General features: G+C 67.4%; 16 protein-coding genes. 10 read left to right on the top strand and 6 right to left on the bottom strand.

The features are described from left to right. The first annotated feature begins 1 nt into the window (after position 1). The 3 genes from AC1DCZ_RS10885 to AC1DCZ_RS10875 all read left to right on the top strand — a co-directional run bounded on the left by AC1DCZ_RS10885 (position 2) and on the right by AC1DCZ_RS10875 (position 1,652). Entirely contained in the window at positions 2-328 is a 327-nt protein-coding gene (locus AC1DCZ_RS10885) for a rhodanese-like domain-containing protein (RefSeq protein WP_476895784.1), read from the top strand. Between the two features lie 18 nt (positions 329-346). Beyond that, on the top strand, positions 347-1,327 hold the full coding sequence (pheA, locus tag AC1DCZ_RS10880; protein WP_476974583.1) for a prephenate dehydratase: 981 nt from the start codon (positions 347-349) through the stop codon (positions 1,325-1,327). 94 nt (positions 1,328-1,421) lie between these two features. Next, entirely contained in the window at positions 1,422-1,652 is a 231-nt protein-coding gene (locus AC1DCZ_RS10875; RefSeq protein ID WP_476974582.1) for a hypothetical protein, read from the top strand. Here the strand turns inward: AC1DCZ_RS10875 and AC1DCZ_RS10870 are convergent. Further along, entirely contained in the window at positions 1,649-2,713 is a 1,065-nt protein-coding gene (locus AC1DCZ_RS10870; protein WP_476974581.1) for a diacylglycerol/lipid kinase family protein, read from the bottom strand. The genes AC1DCZ_RS10875 and AC1DCZ_RS10870 overlap by 4 nt on opposite strands. A gap of 78 nt (positions 2,714-2,791) precedes the next feature. Here AC1DCZ_RS10870 and serS point away from each other — a divergent pair, with 78 nt between their 5' ends. Together serS and AC1DCZ_RS10860 are read left to right on the top strand one after the other, a co-directional pair. Continuing rightward, positions 2,792-4,072 (top strand): serine--tRNA ligase, encoded by a 1,281-nt coding sequence (gene serS / locus AC1DCZ_RS10865; RefSeq protein ID WP_476974580.1) that lies wholly within the window; start codon positions 2,792-2,794, stop codon positions 4,070-4,072. A gap of 148 nt (positions 4,073-4,220) precedes the next feature. Further along, on the top strand, positions 4,221-5,066 hold the full coding sequence (locus tag AC1DCZ_RS10860) for an HAD family hydrolase (RefSeq protein ID WP_476974579.1): 846 nt from the start codon (positions 4,221-4,223) through the stop codon (positions 5,064-5,066). 74 nt (positions 5,067-5,140) lie between these two features. On the opposite strand, the gene AC1DCZ_RS10855 is transcribed toward AC1DCZ_RS10860, so the two are convergent. The 5 genes from AC1DCZ_RS10855 to AC1DCZ_RS10835 all read right to left on the bottom strand — a co-directional run bounded on the left by AC1DCZ_RS10855 (position 5,141) and on the right by AC1DCZ_RS10835 (position 8,655). Then, positions 5,141-5,740: a hypothetical protein gene (locus tag AC1DCZ_RS10855; protein WP_476974578.1), complete on the bottom strand. Its 600-nt coding sequence runs from the start codon at positions 5,738-5,740 to the stop codon at positions 5,141-5,143. A 43-nt stretch (positions 5,741-5,783) separates the two neighbouring features. Further along, a complete protein-coding gene (locus AC1DCZ_RS10850) occupies positions 5,784-6,488 on the bottom strand; it encodes a hypothetical protein (protein WP_476974577.1) in 705 nt (234 codons plus the stop codon). Then, on the bottom strand, positions 6,481-7,116 hold the full coding sequence (locus AC1DCZ_RS10845) for a hypothetical protein (protein ID WP_476974576.1): 636 nt from the start codon (positions 7,114-7,116) through the stop codon (positions 6,481-6,483). Before AC1DCZ_RS10845 ends, AC1DCZ_RS10850 begins: the two co-directional genes overlap by 8 nt. Positions 7,117-7,146: 30 nt before the next feature. Then, positions 7,147-7,809 carry a hypothetical protein gene (locus AC1DCZ_RS10840; protein WP_476974575.1) on the bottom strand — a complete coding sequence of 221 codons (663 nt, stop codon included), beginning with the start codon at positions 7,807-7,809 and terminating at the stop codon, positions 7,147-7,149. A 357-nt stretch (positions 7,810-8,166) separates the two neighbouring features. After that, positions 8,167-8,655 (bottom strand): inorganic diphosphatase, encoded by a 489-nt coding sequence (locus AC1DCZ_RS10835; RefSeq protein WP_476895773.1) that lies wholly within the window; start codon positions 8,653-8,655, stop codon positions 8,167-8,169. A gap of 151 nt (positions 8,656-8,806) precedes the next feature. On the opposite strand from AC1DCZ_RS10835, the gene dacB reads away from it, so the two are divergent. The 5 genes from dacB (at position 8,807) to ftsH (ending at position 15,529) form a co-directional block, all read left to right on the top strand. Next, positions 8,807-10,324, top strand: coding sequence for a D-alanyl-D-alanine carboxypeptidase/D-alanyl-D-alanine endopeptidase (dacB, locus tag AC1DCZ_RS10830; RefSeq protein ID WP_476974574.1), 1,518 nt, complete (start codon positions 8,807-8,809; stop codon positions 10,322-10,324). A 111-nt stretch (positions 10,325-10,435) separates the two neighbouring features. After that, the gene (locus AC1DCZ_RS10825) at positions 10,436-11,548 is read left to right on the top strand and encodes a zinc-dependent metalloprotease (protein ID WP_476974573.1); all 1,113 of its coding nucleotides are present in this window, start codon (positions 10,436-10,438) and stop codon (positions 11,546-11,548) included. A 116-nt stretch (positions 11,549-11,664) separates the two neighbouring features. Further along, positions 11,665-12,702, top strand: a complete 1,038-nt coding sequence (tilS, locus tag AC1DCZ_RS10820; RefSeq protein WP_476974572.1) for a tRNA lysidine(34) synthetase TilS — start codon at positions 11,665-11,667, stop codon at positions 12,700-12,702. 29 nt (positions 12,703-12,731) lie between these two features. Then, the gene (gene hpt, locus AC1DCZ_RS10815) at positions 12,732-13,283 is read left to right on the top strand and encodes a hypoxanthine phosphoribosyltransferase (RefSeq protein ID WP_476895770.1); all 552 of its coding nucleotides are present in this window, start codon (positions 12,732-12,734) and stop codon (positions 13,281-13,283) included. 185 nt (positions 13,284-13,468) lie between these two features. Further along, positions 13,469-15,529, top strand: coding sequence for an ATP-dependent zinc metalloprotease FtsH (ftsH, locus tag AC1DCZ_RS10810; RefSeq protein ID WP_476974571.1), 2,061 nt, complete (start codon positions 13,469-13,471; stop codon positions 15,527-15,529). Positions 15,530-15,531 lie beyond the last annotated feature (2 nt).

Raw genomic sequence — 15,531 nt, 5'->3', positions numbered from 1 at the left:
CATGAGCGACTTCCATACGGTGACCGTGTCCGGTATCCCCGACGGGGCCAAGATCCTGGACGTCCGTGAAGACTATGAATGGGTCGCCGGCCATGCCGAGGGTGCCCTCCACATTCCGATGGACCAGCTTCCTGCGCGGATCGAGGAACTTGATCCTGACGAGGATGTCTATGTCATCTGCCGCACGGGCGGGAGGTCATTCCGCGCCACGCAGTGGCTTGTGGGCCAAGGCTATTCGGCAATGAATGTCGCCGGCGGCATGGACCAATGGCTTGAAACCGGAATGCCGCTGGTGTCCGACAACGGACTCAAGCCAGTCATCCTGTAACCGAGGAAAGAAGAGCCGATGCCCGCATCACCCGTCACCTACACGTTCCTCGGCCCCGAAGGAACCTTCACCGAGGCAGCCCTCATGCAGGTTCCGGACGCGGCGGACGCCCTCCGCATTCCGGCGTCGAATGTGAACACGGCGCTGGACAAGGTCCGGGACGGCTCGGCCGACGCAGCCATGGTGCCGATCGAGAACTCTGTAGAGGGCGGTGTCACCGCGACCCTGGACGCCATCGCCACCGGCCCCGAACTGCGGATCCTGCGCGAAGCCCTCGTGCCGATCAGCTTCGTGCTGGTGGCCCGTCCGGGAGTCCGCCTCGAGGACATCCGCCGCATCTCCACCCACGGCCATGCCTGGGCCCAGTGCAGGCTTTGGGTCGAAGCCAATATTCCCGACGCGGAATACATTCCCGGTTCGTCCACGGCGGCGGCTGCCTTGGGACTGCTGGAGGACGGCGTGCACTACGACGCCGCGATTTGCGCGCCGATTGTCGCCGAGGAGCAGTCCGACCTCGCCGTGCTGGCCGAGAACATCGGCGACAACCCCGGCGCCGTCACCCGCTTCGTGCTCGTGGGCCGGCCCGGAGAACTGCCCGCGCGGACGGGCGCAGACAAGACCACTGTGGTGGTGCCGCTGCCCGAGGACCGGCCCGGCGCCTTGATGGAGATCCTGGACCAATTCGCCACCCGCGGAGTCAACCTGAGCCGGATCGAGTCCAGGCCCACGGGCCAGTATCTGGGCCATTATTTCTTCAGCATCGATGCCGACGGCCACATTGCCGACGCGCGGGTGGCAGACGCCCTGGCAGGCCTGCACCGGATCAGCCCCGCGACCCGGTTTCTCGGCTCCTACAGCCGCGCGGACGGGCACCGGACGGACGTGGCCCCCCACACTTCCGACCAGGCATTCCGGGCCGCACATGCATGGGTGAAAGACATACTTGCCGGAGCATCCGTGGTTCCGGAATATACGCCGGAGGCTTCGCCCACAGCGTAGACAAATGCCACATCAGGCACTTCCGCCCCTAGATAACTGTGCGTATGCTTGCCTGATCCAGATTGGGGAAGTCTTCTACCGGCGGGAGCGGGTCATGTCAGGCACCAGCACAGAAAATGACGGCCAGGGAATGATTGTGAACCCCAAGCCGACTGCCGAGAACCAGGACTGGGACGGCGACGACGCCGACCGTGCAGACCGGCTGCGCTTCGAAGAGGAACAGGCGATGATCCGCGAGCAGTCCGAAGCCCGCGCCGCCAAGGCCGCGGCGGATGCGAAAAAGTCCGCGGAGGCGGAGCCGACCCGGAAGTCAGCCGGCGCCTAGTCGCCTGCGGTGCCGTCCTTCACCCGCACGAGCAGGGAGCCCGGGGCCACCTGCACGGTCACCTTGGTGGCCGCTCCCGAGGGATCGCCGTCGACCTGGGTGGCCATGGGTTCCGCGCTCCGGATCGTCACCTTGCCGGAGCGGTAGTAGGTCATCACCGGCAGGTTTCTCTTGTGCTTGAGCACGATCTTTGTATACATCGCCAGCCAGCCGATCGCGCTGCGCGGACTCATCACCACTACGTCAAGCATGCCGTCATCGATCATGGCCTGCGGGATGAAATCGATTCCGCCGGGTATCAGCCCGCAGTTCGCGAACAGCACGCTGCGGATCTTGCGGCTTTGTTCAGGCTGGTCGTCCAGGGCGATCGAGACCTTTTTCCGCCGCCCGGGCAGGTGCCGGACCCCGGCTTCCGTGTAGGCAAGCCAGCCGACGGCCTTCTTGAGCCCGTCATTGGTGTCGCCGACGATCTCGGCGTCCATCCCGATGCCCGCAATCACCAGGAACGTGTGTTCCGCGGAATCCCCGGTCCGTGAGTTCTCAACCCGCATGCGGGCCGTGTCAATGAAGCGCTGGTGCCCGAACAGGGCCGCCTGCACGCTGCCGTGAAGATCGTTGATGTCCAAGTGGATGTTGCGGGCCAGGAGGTTGCCCGTGCCGAGGGGAATCAGGCCCATGGCGATGTCCGTGTCGGCCAGGGTCTCGGCCACCACGCGCACCGTACCGTCGCCGCCGCCCACTAGGACGACGTCGGCGCCGTACTCCACCGCTGCCCGCGCCTGGGAGAAGCCGGGATCGTCGGCGGTGGTTTCGAAGAAACGCGGCGGCTCCCAGCCGGCTGCCAGGCAGGCGGACTCGATGAGAACCCGGGCCTCGGCCGATTTTGCCTTGATCGGGTTCATCACCACGGCCACCTTCTGCTGCCCCAGCCCCGGGCTGTGGGTTTCTTCCCAGACGGCGCTGCGGGTGTGCTTGGCCTTCAACCGGCGCACCCCCCACCAGCTGGAGAGGGCAAAGGCCAGGACTCCAGCGATGATGAGGTAGAGCAGCCAGTCGCGCATTGTGCTCCCACACTATCCCGCCGGCGGCCGGAGCCCGGATTGCCGGGGAATGGTGACCTGATTGGATACTCTTGTCTGGTGATCGACGTAAAAGACCTCAGCGAAAATCCGGACAAGTTCCGGGCCAGCCAGCGCGCCCGCGGCGCCGATGAATCCGTGGTGGACGCGATCATCGCCGCGGACACGGCCCGGCGCGCGGCGCTCATCCGCTTCGAGAACCTGCGGGCAGAACAAAATGCCTTCGGCAAGAAGGTCGCACAGGCCAAGGGCGAGGAAAAGCAGGCCCTGCTCGCCGAGGTGAAGGTCCTCGCCGGATCCGTCAAAGCCGCCTCCGCCGAGGCCGACGTCGTGCAGGCCGCCCACGAGGAACTGCTCCGCGCAATCCCCAACCTCATCGAGGACGGCGTCCCGGAGGGCGGCGAAGAGGACTACATCGTGGTCAAGACCGTCGGAACGCCGCGCGAGTTCCCTGATTTCGAGCCGAAGGACCACCTGGAGATCGGCGAACTGATCGGCGCCATCGACATGGAACGCGGCGCCAAGGTCTCCGGCTCGCGCTTCTACTTCCTGCGCGGCGTCGGTGCCCGGCTGGAAATGGCGCTGCTGCAGATGGCCATGGAGCAGGCCATCGACGCCGGTTTCGTGCCCATGATCACCCCCACCCTGGTCCGGCCCGAAACCATGCAGGGCACCGGCTTTGACGTCAAGCACGACGCCGAGATCTATCGTCTCGCCGAAGACGACCTCTACCTGGTTGGCACCTCGGAGGTGGCCCTCGCCGGCTATCACGCGGATGAGATCCTGGACCTCTCGGCCGGACCAATCCGCTACGCCGGGCAGAGTTCCTGCTACCGGCGCGAGGCCGGCTCCCACGGCAAGGACACCCGCGGCATCATCCGGGTGCACCAGTTCAACAAGGTGGAGATGTTCATCTACACCACCGTGGAGGACGCGGCAGCCGAGCACGCGCGCCTGCTCGCGTGGGAAGAGGAGATGCTGGCCAAGTGCGAACTGCCCTACCGCGTGATTGACACGGCCGCGGGCGATCTGGGCAACTCCGCGGCCCGCAAGTTCGACTGTGAGGCGTGGGTCCCCACCCAGGGCGCCTACCGGGAGCTGACGTCCACGTCCAACTGCACCACGTTCCAGGCGCGGCGGCTCAACATCCGCGAACGCGTGCTGAACGAGGACGGCGCCCCGAAGGGCACCCGGGCCGTCGCCACCCTCAACGGCACGCTGGCCACCACCCGATGGATTGTGGCCATCCTGGAACACCACCAGAACCCGGACGGCTCGGTCAACGTCCCGGCCGCCCTGCAGAAGTACCTGGGCGGCATGACCGTTTTCCCTGTTCTCTAGCGTCCCGCGGCGCCGCCCTGTCCGGTCCCCTGGCAGCCGCCGGGTAAACATCCACAGTGTGGAAAAGCTCTGGGTGTTTACCACAAGTTCATGCCTTGCTGTGGCGTGAGTCCTAGCGGCTGTCAGGGGCGTCTGCTCTACTTATTGGATGACTACATTGACTGAAATCTCAGTCGCCGGCAACGATGACCGGCGAAATGCAAACGAAAAGATGATGATCGCCCTCGACGTCGACGGAACCCTCGTCGACCACGACGGCCACATGTCGGTACCCGTCCGCGAAGCCGCCCAGGCAGTCGTGGCGGCGGGCCACCACGTCATGATCGCCACGGGCCGTTCGCTCAACGCCACGCTGCCCATCATCGAGCACATCGGGATCGACAACGGCTATGCCGTGTGTTCCAACGGCGGCGTGACGCTCCGTCTCGACTCCGGACTCGCCAGGGGCTATGAGGTCCTCCATAAGGCCACCTTCGACCCCGGCCCCGCCCTCCGGGCCTTGCGCAAGCGGCTCCCCACCGCCAAGTACGCCCTTGAAGACGAGGCCGGAAACTTCCTCTCCACCGAACGCTTCCAGGACGCCAGCTTCGGCGTCGAAGCGATCGGCGTCGACTTCCAGACCATGCTGGAGGCGACCGCCGTGCGAGTGGTGGTGTTCAGCTCAGAGAACACCCCTGAAGAATTCAACGCCGCGATCCGCCACGTGGGACTTGCCGGCGTGACCTATTCGGTGGGCTGGACGGCCTGGCTGGACATTGCCGCCGCCGGCGTCACGAAGGCCAGCGCACTGGAACACCTCCGCGGCCGGCTGAGCATCGAGTCCCACCGAACGGTCGCCGTCGGCGATGGCCGCAACGATATTGAGATGCTCACGTGGGCACGCCGCGGCGTGGCCATGGGACAGGCGCCGGTGGAAGTGATCGCCGCTGCGGACGAGGTCACGAAGTCGGTCTACGACGACGGCGCCGCGCACGTACTGCGCAGCCTCCTCTAGGGCGGCATCGTCAGGGCGTGAACGTTCCAGGGCTTCAACGTTCGGGGCCGGAAGATTCCGGCGCAGGCACGGCTCTAGCGGACCTCGAGGATAAGGCCCAGGAGCCGGGCCGCGGCCGGCCGCGCGGCGTGTTCCTCGTTCCACTGTGCGCGCGCAACGGCCTTGCTGACCGCCTGGGTGGTGATTCCGAGCTCCTCGGCGACCGCTTTCTGCTGTCCGCGCACGCCGGGGGTCAGCAGATCCAGCACACGCCATTCCGCCGCGCTCCTGTCGTGCACAATGTGGCCCAGCAGCCGCAGGACGGCCTCTGACTCCGCAGCCAGGTCCGCCAGCGGTCCCTCCACGGCCACCGGAATGCGGTCCTTGCCGTTGCGGAGCCGGTCGACGGCGCGGCGGGCGTAGATCAGACCGTGGCCCGAAGCGTCCTTGATCTGGTTGGGCAGGGGTTCATTCACGGGTCCCACGCCTATGCCGACGTACCAGCTGCCGCTGCGCAGGGCGATCATGGCCACCTCAACGGCCTGCTGGGGACAGTCCACGATGCCCTGCACCTCGTCCTCCACCGAACGGTCGAAATCGAGGCGCGCGGGGATATGCCGCAGGTCCTTGAGGAGCTGCGGCACGCGGTCGCCGTCGCGCCGGCTGTCGGTTTGATTGATGGTCAGCGTGAACATACTGGATCAAACACTACCCGGTGGCATTGCGTAGGCAAGGGTCCTAGTACAGCCTCATGGCGGTGCTGACGGAGACCAGCGGAACGGCCCCCGGGGTTGGCGCGCCGGCTGCCCGGTGCCCTGCGCCGGCCATCCCCTGCTCGATGGCGGCGATCAGTGCAACCGGGTGTTCCCTCGTGCTGAAGGTGAAGAACCCGGGCTCGGAGATTCCAGCCTGGAGGGCGGCCTGGTCCGGGTCCGACGCCCGGCCGCGGAACACGAGGGCGTAACGTCCGTGTACGCCCAGGGAGGTTTTGGTGCTGCGCTTGAGGGTCTTGAGGAGACCGTCGGCCTCGATGCCAGGCCGGGCTTCGACTACGCGGAGCGACCCCGGGTCGATGTCCTGCCACACGATGGCGCGGGCCGTGTGTTTCCGGGCGTACCCGAACAACAGCCCACGGTCAAAGACCAGCAGCCTGCGGAAGCTCCACGACAAGGTCATGGACCACAGGACCAGCCCCGTAGCCAGGCTCGTCGACAGGAAGAGCGGGAGGTCGGAGAAGAGCGCCGGGTCCCGTGACGACCGCGGCTGGCCGGTGAACTGGGCTATGGCGCCGAAGGCGAATCCGGCCAGCAGGAACCCCGGCAGCCACTTCAAGGGCACATGCCAGGAGAGCTCGCCGTACCGGAACCGGCCGAGCCGATCGCCGTACAATCGTTCGGCGCGGCGGACGAGCCGGGTGCTGCCGTGCCCGGGCTCTTCAGCCACGCGGGCTCCTGCCGTCGTAGAGGGCCGGGAGCTGGCCGTGCTGCTGCACTGCCGCCTGGCCGGCAGCCGCCGCGCGGGGGTCCCGAACCGGGGCCGCGCCGGAGGCCACTCCGGAACGGCGGTCAACGGAGACGTAGTTGGCGGTGAAGCTGTCGCCGCCACCACCGGTGACGGCGGCCGCAATCGCCATGATGAGATACAGGGGCGCGAAAGACCACCAGACAGCACGCCATCCACCACGCCAGGCGCCCGACGTCGTGCCGTTACTGATGCGGACCGAACGCATGCCGGCGGCCGCGTCCCCGACGCTGCCGAAGGCCCCCCACACCATGCCGTAGGCGTACACAACCAGGAACCACAGGCCGATCATCACCGTGGCAAACAGGCCATTGCTCGACAGCAAGGCATAAGACAAGGAGCCGAGCGCAAGGTCCTGGACCAGCGCGTTCGCCACACCCATCGGCACCCCTGCCACCAAGACCACCACCAGGGCATCGAGGGAACGGGCCCAGAAGTGCGGCCAGCCGGCCTTGGGCACGTAATAGGTGCCCGAGTCAGGGTGGCGGCGGACGGGACTTCCTGTGGCGGGATCGATCAGTCCGGTGGGGGAGGGCTTTGGCTTGTTCATCGATGACTTTCGTAGGCGGACGGCGGGAGCTCAGGAAACGCCGGCCAGCGAGCCAAGAACCCGGGCCAAGGTTGCGCCGGAGGTTTCCTGGAGCTCGAGGCTGACCCCGCGGTCCGCGAGCCGGGGCGTGAGGACACGGACCCAGGATGGGCCGGTGTAGACGGTCACCGTGGGGAAGTCTTCGGATCCGGTGCTGAACGACACCACGTTGCTGGCTGCGCGGGCGTCCGGGAGGACCGCCGGTGCCTGTGCTTCGAAGTCGGCCTCGGAGTATGCGACGGCGGGCGCGTCGGTCGAGGCGGACCCTTCCGGGTCAACGAACCGCGCCAGCCGGCCAGCGAGCTGGGCCCGGGTGATCACAGTGAAACCGTGCAGGCCGCCGTCGTCCACTTCTTCCAAGAGGACACCCTCCACATGGACGTAGGCGTAGAGCCAGCGTTTTCCGGTGGAGACGGTGTGCTCCACGGAGACGACAGTATCGCCGCTGCGCCGCAATGTGAGTGCGCCCGTGATGTGCTCCACGGCGTGCAGCCGGGACGGCTCGCTCTCGCCTTCGAAGAGGACGGGGTAGACGGGTTCCTTGGCCAGGAGGCCTCGAAGCGCCACCGCGCACAGGATGTCGGTGCCCGTCTTCTGCTTGTCCGCAGCAGGCTGGCTGCCTGGATCAGGCTCTGGCGGTGCTGGCCGTTCCAATCGGCCTTGAAGCGGCTGGCGTCCTGTCCGTTCCACGACGTGCTGGTGTTGATGAGATTGGTCAACTGAGTGCCCTGCATGCCGATGGTGTCCGCAGCTTTGCCCATGACGCCTGCAAGCGTCCGGAGCTGGGCGACATCGGCCCCGTAAAATCCCGCCATCCGGAATCCCCCATGATAAGTAGCGATCGTTCCCCCGACAGCCTAGGTGTTCTCCCGGGACAGGGCGATGGGGACCGGTACCCATGCCGGCGACGGGACCCGGCCGTTAAACCGTTAAACAGCAACGCGGGGTCATCTACGGCCCATTCCGGCCACCCGGATGGGCTGTAGATGACCCCGCGTTGGGGTCAGGACGTCAGTGCGCGGCGGGCACGTAGCGCTTGATGGAAGCTTCGAGCTCGGCTTCGGCTGCGGCGCGGTCGCCCCAGCCTTCGGCCTTGACCCACTTGCCCGGCTCCAGGTCCTTGTAGCGGGTGAAGAAGTGCTCGATCTCCTTGATCAGGAACTCGCTGACATCGGTGATCTCGTTGATGTGATCGAAGCGGGCATCGGCCGGGACGCACAGGACCTTGGCGTCGCCGCCGCCGTCGTCAGTCATGTTGAACACGCCGATGGGGCGGGCTTCAACGATCACGCCGGGGTGAAGGTCGAAGTCCTGCAGGAGCACCAGGGCGTCCAGCGGGTCCCCGTCCTCGCCCAGGGTGTTCTCGAAGAAACCGTAGTGCGTGGGGTACTGCATGGAGGTGAACAGGACACGGTCCAGGCGGATGCGGCCGGTCTCGTGATCGACTTCGTACTTGACGCGTGATCCCTTGGGGATCTCGATTGTCACGTCATGCTTCATGGAATGCTCCTTGACGATTTCAGGGGTGCGCGGCACACGCGACGTCCGAAAAAGCAGTACCGGTGCCGCCGACTACTATTGAGGATATAGCGAGAGGCCCAGGTTTCAGGAACTAGTGGGGACATTTCAGGACTAAAGGACCAGCAGCAGCATGAAACGCAGAACCAGCCGTGCAGCCCTGGCCCCGGCGCCCGGCCCGCTGCGGCGGATCCTCCCGATGCTGTTCCTGACACTTCTGATAGTGTCCCTCGCCGTCCCGGCCGGCATCGCAATCGCCCCGGCCTTCCTCGGCCCGGACCGCTCCGGAACCTCCGCAGTCCCGGCCGTCCCGTGGCAGCAGGCCCCGGCCAGCCTCAGCCACGGAGGCGCCGACGGCCCAGGCATTATTGGACCCCTCAGCGGCTCGGCGGCCGTGCCGGACGCTGCCCGGCTCACGGCCCAGCTCAAAGACACGCTGAAGGCCGACGGCGGCGGAACAGTCACCGGGGTCGTGCAGGATGCGTCCACCGGGCAGTTGCTCTTTGACAGCTCCGGGGACGAGGCCCGCGTTCCGGCGTCGAACATGAAGCTCTTCACAGCCAGCGCCGCCTTGCGCGTCCTGGGCCCGGACCACCGCTTCAGCACCAGGGCCGTGGCGGGACCGATGCCCGGCTCGGTCGTGCTCACCGGCGGGGGAGACGTGCTGCTGGGCGCGGGTGAATCAGCCCCGGACGCGGTCATGGGCCATGCCGGGCTCGGCACCCTCGCGCAGGCCACCATCCGCGCCCTCCAGAAGGACGGCGTCTCCGGCAATGTCACCGTGCTGGTCGATGACTCCCTTTTTACCGGTCCGTCCTTGAGCCCGGCGTGGAGCCCGGACGACGTGGCCGCGGGCGAGACGGCCCCGCTGTTTCCGCTGGCCATGAACGCGGCGCGGTTTGACCCGGCCGCGACCACGGGCCCCCGCCCGCAGGACGCCGCCATGACTGCCGCCGAGGCGTTCTCGGCACAGCTCGCGTCGGCCGCAGCGGGCGCCGGGCTGTCCGTGGTGCCCGGCGTCGTACGGGCCCCGCCCGCGCCCGCCCCCGCGCCGGCGCAGACGCAGACGCCCGCTGCCGGCGCGCGCGTCCTGGCGGAGGTCCAGTCCGCCACGGTCGGCGAGCAGGTCGACCTGCTGCTGCGGACCTCGGACAACTACCTCGCCGAGGTGATGGGCCGGATGACAGCCATTGCGGCCGGCCAGCCGGGCAGCAACGACGGAGCCATCGCCGCCGTCCTGCAGCAGCTCAAGGACATGGGGATCCCCACCGGGACGCTCCACGCCGCGGACGTCTCCGGCCTGGCCCTGGCCAACCAGGTCTCCGCCCGGCAGCTCACGGACGTGGTCCGGGCCATGACGTCCGGCCCGGATCCGCGTCTGCGCGCCGCCCTCGCCGGCTTCCCGGTGGCGGGACTCACCGGAACACTCGGGGACCGGTACACCGATGCGGCCACGGCAGCGGGAGCCGGGCTCGTGCGCGCCAAGACAGGCACGCTGAATACCGTGATCGCCCTCAGCGGCTACGTCGTCGACGCCGACGGCCGGCTGCTGGTCTTCTCCTTCATTGGTAACGGGCTGAGCCCGAGCGCCGCGAACAAGGCAGCGCTGGACCGCTCGGCCTCCATCCTTGCCGGCTGCGGCTGCCGCTGACGGGCAGGCCGGGCGGCGACTGGCAGGCTGGCACCGATGTGCGGCCGGGTTTGTTCGCCGGCCGGTGAAAGTTAACGCGCAACGTCGTGCCCCTGTGATCTGATGGAGCCTATGGAGTTCTCTGCACGCGAGACATCAGCCCAAGCCCAAGCCCTCATCAACTGGGAGCTTGCCGCTTCCACGGCCGCCCGGCTGGCGCCGGCGGGGCCAACCCTGGGATCCGCCGAGATCGGCGCCGCCGTGGAGAACCTGCGCCTCATGGCAGACATCTCCGTGCCGCATGTCCACCACATCACCGGCCTCGACGCCGCCCGCGACCTCCGCGATTCCTCCGTCCTGGTGGTGGACCGGGCCTCCTGGGCGAAGGCCAACATGCAGAGCTTCGCCGTGATGCTCGCTCCTGCCATGGAAAAGATGCTCGAGGGCCGCCGGGGGACCATCAATCCCGGTGCGGCCAGCGTCAGCGGGGCTATCACCGGCAGCCAGCTCGGCGCCATCCTGGCATTTCTCTCCAGCAAGGTCCTCGGCCAGTACGACCCCTTCTCCGCGCTCGCCGAGAACTCTTCGGCCCCCGCCGCCGGGCGCCTGCTGCTCGTCGCGCCGAACATCATCACGGTGGAGCGCGAACTCAACGTCGAGCCGGCCGATTTCCGGCTGTGGGTCTGCCTCCACGAGCAGACGCACCGGGTGCAGTTCGCCGCGGCACCCTGGCTGCGGCACCACATGCTGGATGAGATTGAAAACCTCAGCGGCCAGTTGCTGGGCAATGTCGATTCCCTGATGGAACGGGCGTCCGCAGCGGCTAAGTCCCTGAAGGACCGGAGCACGTCCGGTCCGGGCCGCGGCGCCATCCTTGACCTCCTGCAGAACCCGGAGGAAAAAGCAGCCCTGTCCCGCCTGACGGCCCTCATGAGCCTGCTCGAAGGCCACGCCAACGTCGTGATGGACGCCGTAGACGCCAGCATCGTCCCCTCGGTGAAGACCATCCGGCAGCGTTTCAACGCCCGGGGCAAGGACCGCGGCGTCATCGAGAAGTTCATCAGGAGCCTCCTGGGCCTGGATGCCAAGATGCGCCAGTACAGCGACGGCGCGAAGTTTGTCCGCGAAGTGGTGGCCGCGGCCGGCATGGAAGGCTTCAACAAAGTCTGGGATTCCGCGGACCACCTGCCCACCGAACCCGAGATCCACGATTCCAAGCTTTGGCTTGAACGGATGGGGCTCTAGTTTCCGTGCCCGCAAGCGAACCTCCCCTTGTCGATCCCGGGGCTGACCACCCGGCCGTTCGAGGCGGACGACGCCGGCCAGGCCGGCTGGCGCCTGTCGTCGGCACGGCACGGAAGATGCTCCAGGACGCCCTGGCCGGAGCGGGCTACCCGGAACGCGTGATTGTCGCCTGCAGCGGAGGGCCCGACTCGCTGGCACTCGCTGCCGTTGCCGCGTATTTCGCCCGCCGCGGGCATGTGGACGGGCACCCCGTGAGGGTCGGGGCCGTCGTCGTGGACCACCAGTTGCAGCCGGGCACGGCAGAGGTGGCCGCCACCACCGCCCGGGTCCTCACGGACCTCGGACTTTCGCCCGTAATGGTGAGGCGCGTCGACGTCGCCCCGGCCGGCATGGGCCCCGAGGCGGCCGCCAGGGAGGCGCGCCACGGCGCCCTTGAGGCCGTCGCTGACGAGACCGGTGCCGCAGTGATCCTGCTCGGCCATACCCTCGACGACCAGGCCGAACAGGTCCTGCTCGGCCTGGCGCGCGGCTCCGGAACCCGGTCCCTTGCCGGGATGCGCCCCGCCCGCGGGCGCCTCCTCAGGCCCTTCCTGGGACTGCGCCGGGCACAGACCCTGGAGATCTGCGAGGTCGAGGGCCTGGAGCCCTGGCACGATCCCAGCAACGCCGACCCCGCCTACGCGCGGTCCCGGACCCGGGTCGAAGTGCTGCCGCTGCTAGAGGAGAAGCTCGGGCCCGGCGTCGCCGAGTCCCTGGCCCGGACCGCGGCGATCCTGCAGCTGGATGCCGACTACCTGGAGGACGTGGCCGGAGACACCTTCGCCCGGCTGCGGGAGCAATCCGGGGACGAGATCAGCCTTCCGGAGGCGCCCTTGCGGGACCTTCCACCGGCTCTGCGGTTCCGGGTCATCGCCAAGGCCGCCGCCGCCGTCGGGGGCCAGCAGCCCAGCCACCAGCGCCTGCTCGCGGCGGAGGCGCTGCTGCGCCGGCAGGGATCGGCGGGCCCGGTTCAGCTCCCCGGCGGAGTCAGCGTCTACCGGCTCTCGCTCGCCCAGCGCTCTGCCGGGGGGCAGCCTGCCGCCGGCGGTGTTCCCCGGGAGGCCGCCCGCTGTGGGAAGCTTGTATTCCGGCCTCACAAACCGCCCCGAAATTAGTCGCACCCGCATCGACACAGGAGCCATTGGTGGATTCAAACGACGTCCAGGCAGACCTCAAGCACGTTCTCTACACCAAGGAACAGATCCAGTCACGGATCGCCGAACTTGCGGCGCAGATCGACAAGGACTACGAAGGCCGCGATCTCCTGATCGTCGGCGTGCTCAAGGGCGCCGTCATGGTCATGGCTGACCTGGCCCGCGCGCTGCACAGCCACGTCTCCATGGACTGGATGGCAGTCTCCTCCTACGGTTCGGGCACGCAGTCCTCCGGCGTCGTCCGCATCCTCAAGGACCTCGACACCGACCTGTTGGGCAAAGACGTCCTCATCGTCGAGGACATCATCGACTCCGGCCTCACGCTGTCCTGGCTGAAGACCAACCTCGAATCACGCGGCACCGCCTCGGTCGAAATCTGCACCGCCTTCCGCAAGCCCACCGCCGCCAAGGTCAAGATCGACGTCAAGTACGTCGGCTACGACATCCCCAACGAATTCGTCGTCGGCTACGGCCTGGACTACGCGGAGAAGTACCGCAACCTGGACTTCGTGGGCACCCTCGCCCCGCACGTCTACGAGTAGACGGCTGGCGGGGCCCGCTCCTGGACCCCGCCCGGCCGGCCCGCTACGCCCACAGGGAACTTTTGCACGTCATTGTGCGTGAGTTACAGCGAACGGTGTATAGCTAGAAGCTGACGCAGCACCACACGCGCGCAGATCGGTCGCCGTGCAGCACTACCAGGAGGGACGGGGCCAGCCCCGAACAGATGAAAGCTAAGAGTTTCTTCAAGGGCCCCGGCATCTGGATTGTCGTCGTCGTCGCCATGCTCCTGCTGGCCTTCGCCACTTTGGCGCCGGGCGGCTCGAGCCGGATTGACACCGACAAGGGCCTCGCGCTGCTGACCGGGGGCAAAGTCGAGCAGGCCAAGATCTTCGACGCCGAAAACCGCGTGGACATGGTCCTGAAAGACAACCTGCAGGTCGACGGACAGGACAAGGGCAAGAACGTCCAGTTCTACTTTGTCAACGCCCGCGCCCAGGACATTGTCAAGGCAGTCACCGATTCCAAACCGCCGAGCGGCTTCACCGACCAGCCGATCGAAAACAACTGGTTCTCCGGGCTCTTCTCCCTCCTGATCCCCGTGCTGCTGCTGGGCGTCCTCTTCTGGTTCCTGCTCTCCCGGATGCAGGGCGGCGGCTCCAAGGTCATGCAGTTCGGCAAGTCCAAGGCCAAGCTCGTCAACAAGGACATGCCGCAGGTCACCTTCAGTGACGTCGCCGGCGCCGACGAGGCAGTCGAGGAACTCGAAGAGATCAAGGAATTCCTGCAGGAGCCTGCCAAGTTCCAGGCGGTCGGGGCCAAGATCCCCAAGGGCGTGCTGCTCTACGGCCCGCCCGGCACCGGCAAGACCCTCCTGGCCCGCGCCGTCGCAGGCGAGGCCGGCGTCCCCTTCTTCTCCATCTCCGGCTCCGACTTCGTTGAAATGTTCGTCGGGGTGGGCGCCTCCCGCGTCCGCGACCTCTTCGAGCAGGCCAAGTCCAACGCCCCTGCCATCATCTTCGTCGACGAGATCGACGCCGTCGGCCGTCACCGTGGCGCCGGCATCGGCGGCGGCAACGACGAGCGCGAGCAGACGCTCAACCAGCTGCTGGTTGAAATGGACGGCTTCGACGTCAAGACAAACGTCATCCTGATCGCCGCCACCAACCGCCCCGACGTCCTGGACCCTGCACTGCTGCGCCCGGGCCGCTTCGACCGGCAGATCTCCGTCGAGGCTCCCGACCTGATCGGCCGCGACCAGATCCTGCAGGTTCACGCGAAGGGCAAGCCGATGGCTCCCGGCGTCGACCTCAGGTCTGTTGCCAAGAAGACGCCCGGCTACACAGGCGCCGACCTGGCCAACGTCCTGAACGAGGCCGCGCTGCTGACCGCGCGCTCCAACGCGAACCTGATCGATGACCGCGCACTCGACGAGGCGATCGACCGCGTCATGGCCGGCCCGCAGAAACGCAGCCGCGTCATGAAGGAACACGAACGCAAGGTCACCGCCTACCACGAGGGCGGCCACGCCCTCGTCGCGGCGGCCCTGCGGAACTCGGCGCCGGTCACCAAGATCACCATCCTGCCCCGCGGCCGCGCCCTCGGCTACACCATGGTGGTCCCGGAAAACGACAAATACTCCATCACCCGCAACGAACTGCTCGACCAGATGGCCTACGCCATGGGCGGCCGTGTCGCGGAAGAACTCGTCTTCCACGACCCCTCCACCGGCGCGTCCAACGACATCGAGAAGGCCACCGGGATCGCCCGGAAGATGGTCACCGAGTTTGGCATGAGTGAGCGCGTCGGCTCCGTGCGCCTCGGCCAGGGCGGCGGGGAGCCGTTCCTGGGCCGTGATGCGGGCCATGAGCGCAATTACTCGGACCAGATCGCGTACATCGTGGATGAGGAAGTGCGCCGCCTGATCGACGGGGCCCATGACGAGGCCTACGCCATCCTCACCGAGAACCGGGACGTCCTGGACCAGCTGGCACTCGAACTGCTGGAACGCGAAACCCTGAACCAGGCCGAAATCGCGCACGTTTTCACGCACATCCGCAAGCGCGACTTCCGTGAAGTCTGGCTCTCCAAGGAAACGCGCCCGCTCCAGTCCGCCGGCCCGGTGGAGTCGCGCCGCGAAAAGGCGGAGCGCGAGGCGCAGGAGGAAGCAACCCAGGCACGGCTCGAAGAGCCCCTGGATGCACGGCCGCCGCACGCCCAGGGCGTCCCCGGACAGGAGCCCTTCCAGGGCGTTACGGATATCGGGACTGACGGCCATCCCGGCTAGGC

The organism is Arthrobacter sp. 10N418, from assembly GCF_056394725.1.
This window is presented reverse-complemented; position numbering and strand designations above follow the sequence as displayed.

Excerpts from the sequence above, each read along its gene's own strand:
- AC1DCZ_RS10885 (WP_476895784.1), top strand. The coding sequence starts at position 2 with ATGAGCGACTTCCATACGGTGACCGTGTCCGGTATCCCCGACGGGGCC.
- pheA (WP_476974583.1), top strand. The coding sequence starts at position 347 with ATGCCCGCATCACCCGTCACCTACACGTTCCTCGGCCCCGAAGGAACC.
- AC1DCZ_RS10875 (WP_476974582.1), top strand. The coding sequence starts at position 1,422 with ATGTCAGGCACCAGCACAGAAAATGACGGCCAGGGAATGATTGTGAAC.
- AC1DCZ_RS10870 (WP_476974581.1), bottom strand. The coding sequence starts at position 2,713 with ATGCGCGACTGGCTGCTCTACCTCATCATCGCTGGAGTCCTGGCCTTT.
- AC1DCZ_RS10860 (WP_476974579.1), top strand. The coding sequence starts at position 4,221 with ATGACTACATTGACTGAAATCTCAGTCGCCGGCAACGATGACCGGCGA.
- AC1DCZ_RS10855 (WP_476974578.1), bottom strand. The coding sequence starts at position 5,740 with ATGTTCACGCTGACCATCAATCAAACCGACAGCCGGCGCGACGGCGAC.
- AC1DCZ_RS10845 (WP_476974576.1), bottom strand. The coding sequence starts at position 7,116 with ATGAACAAGCCAAAGCCCTCCCCCACCGGACTGATCGATCCCGCCACA.
- AC1DCZ_RS10835 (WP_476895773.1), bottom strand. The coding sequence starts at position 8,655 with ATGAAGCATGACGTGACAATCGAGATCCCCAAGGGATCACGCGTCAAG.
- dacB (WP_476974574.1), top strand. The coding sequence starts at position 8,807 with ATGAAACGCAGAACCAGCCGTGCAGCCCTGGCCCCGGCGCCCGGCCCG.
- AC1DCZ_RS10825 (WP_476974573.1), top strand. The coding sequence starts at position 10,436 with ATGGAGTTCTCTGCACGCGAGACATCAGCCCAAGCCCAAGCCCTCATC.
- tilS (WP_476974572.1), top strand. The coding sequence starts at position 11,665 with ATGCTCCAGGACGCCCTGGCCGGAGCGGGCTACCCGGAACGCGTGATT.
- ftsH (WP_476974571.1), top strand. The coding sequence starts at position 13,469 with ATGAAAGCTAAGAGTTTCTTCAAGGGCCCCGGCATCTGGATTGTCGTC.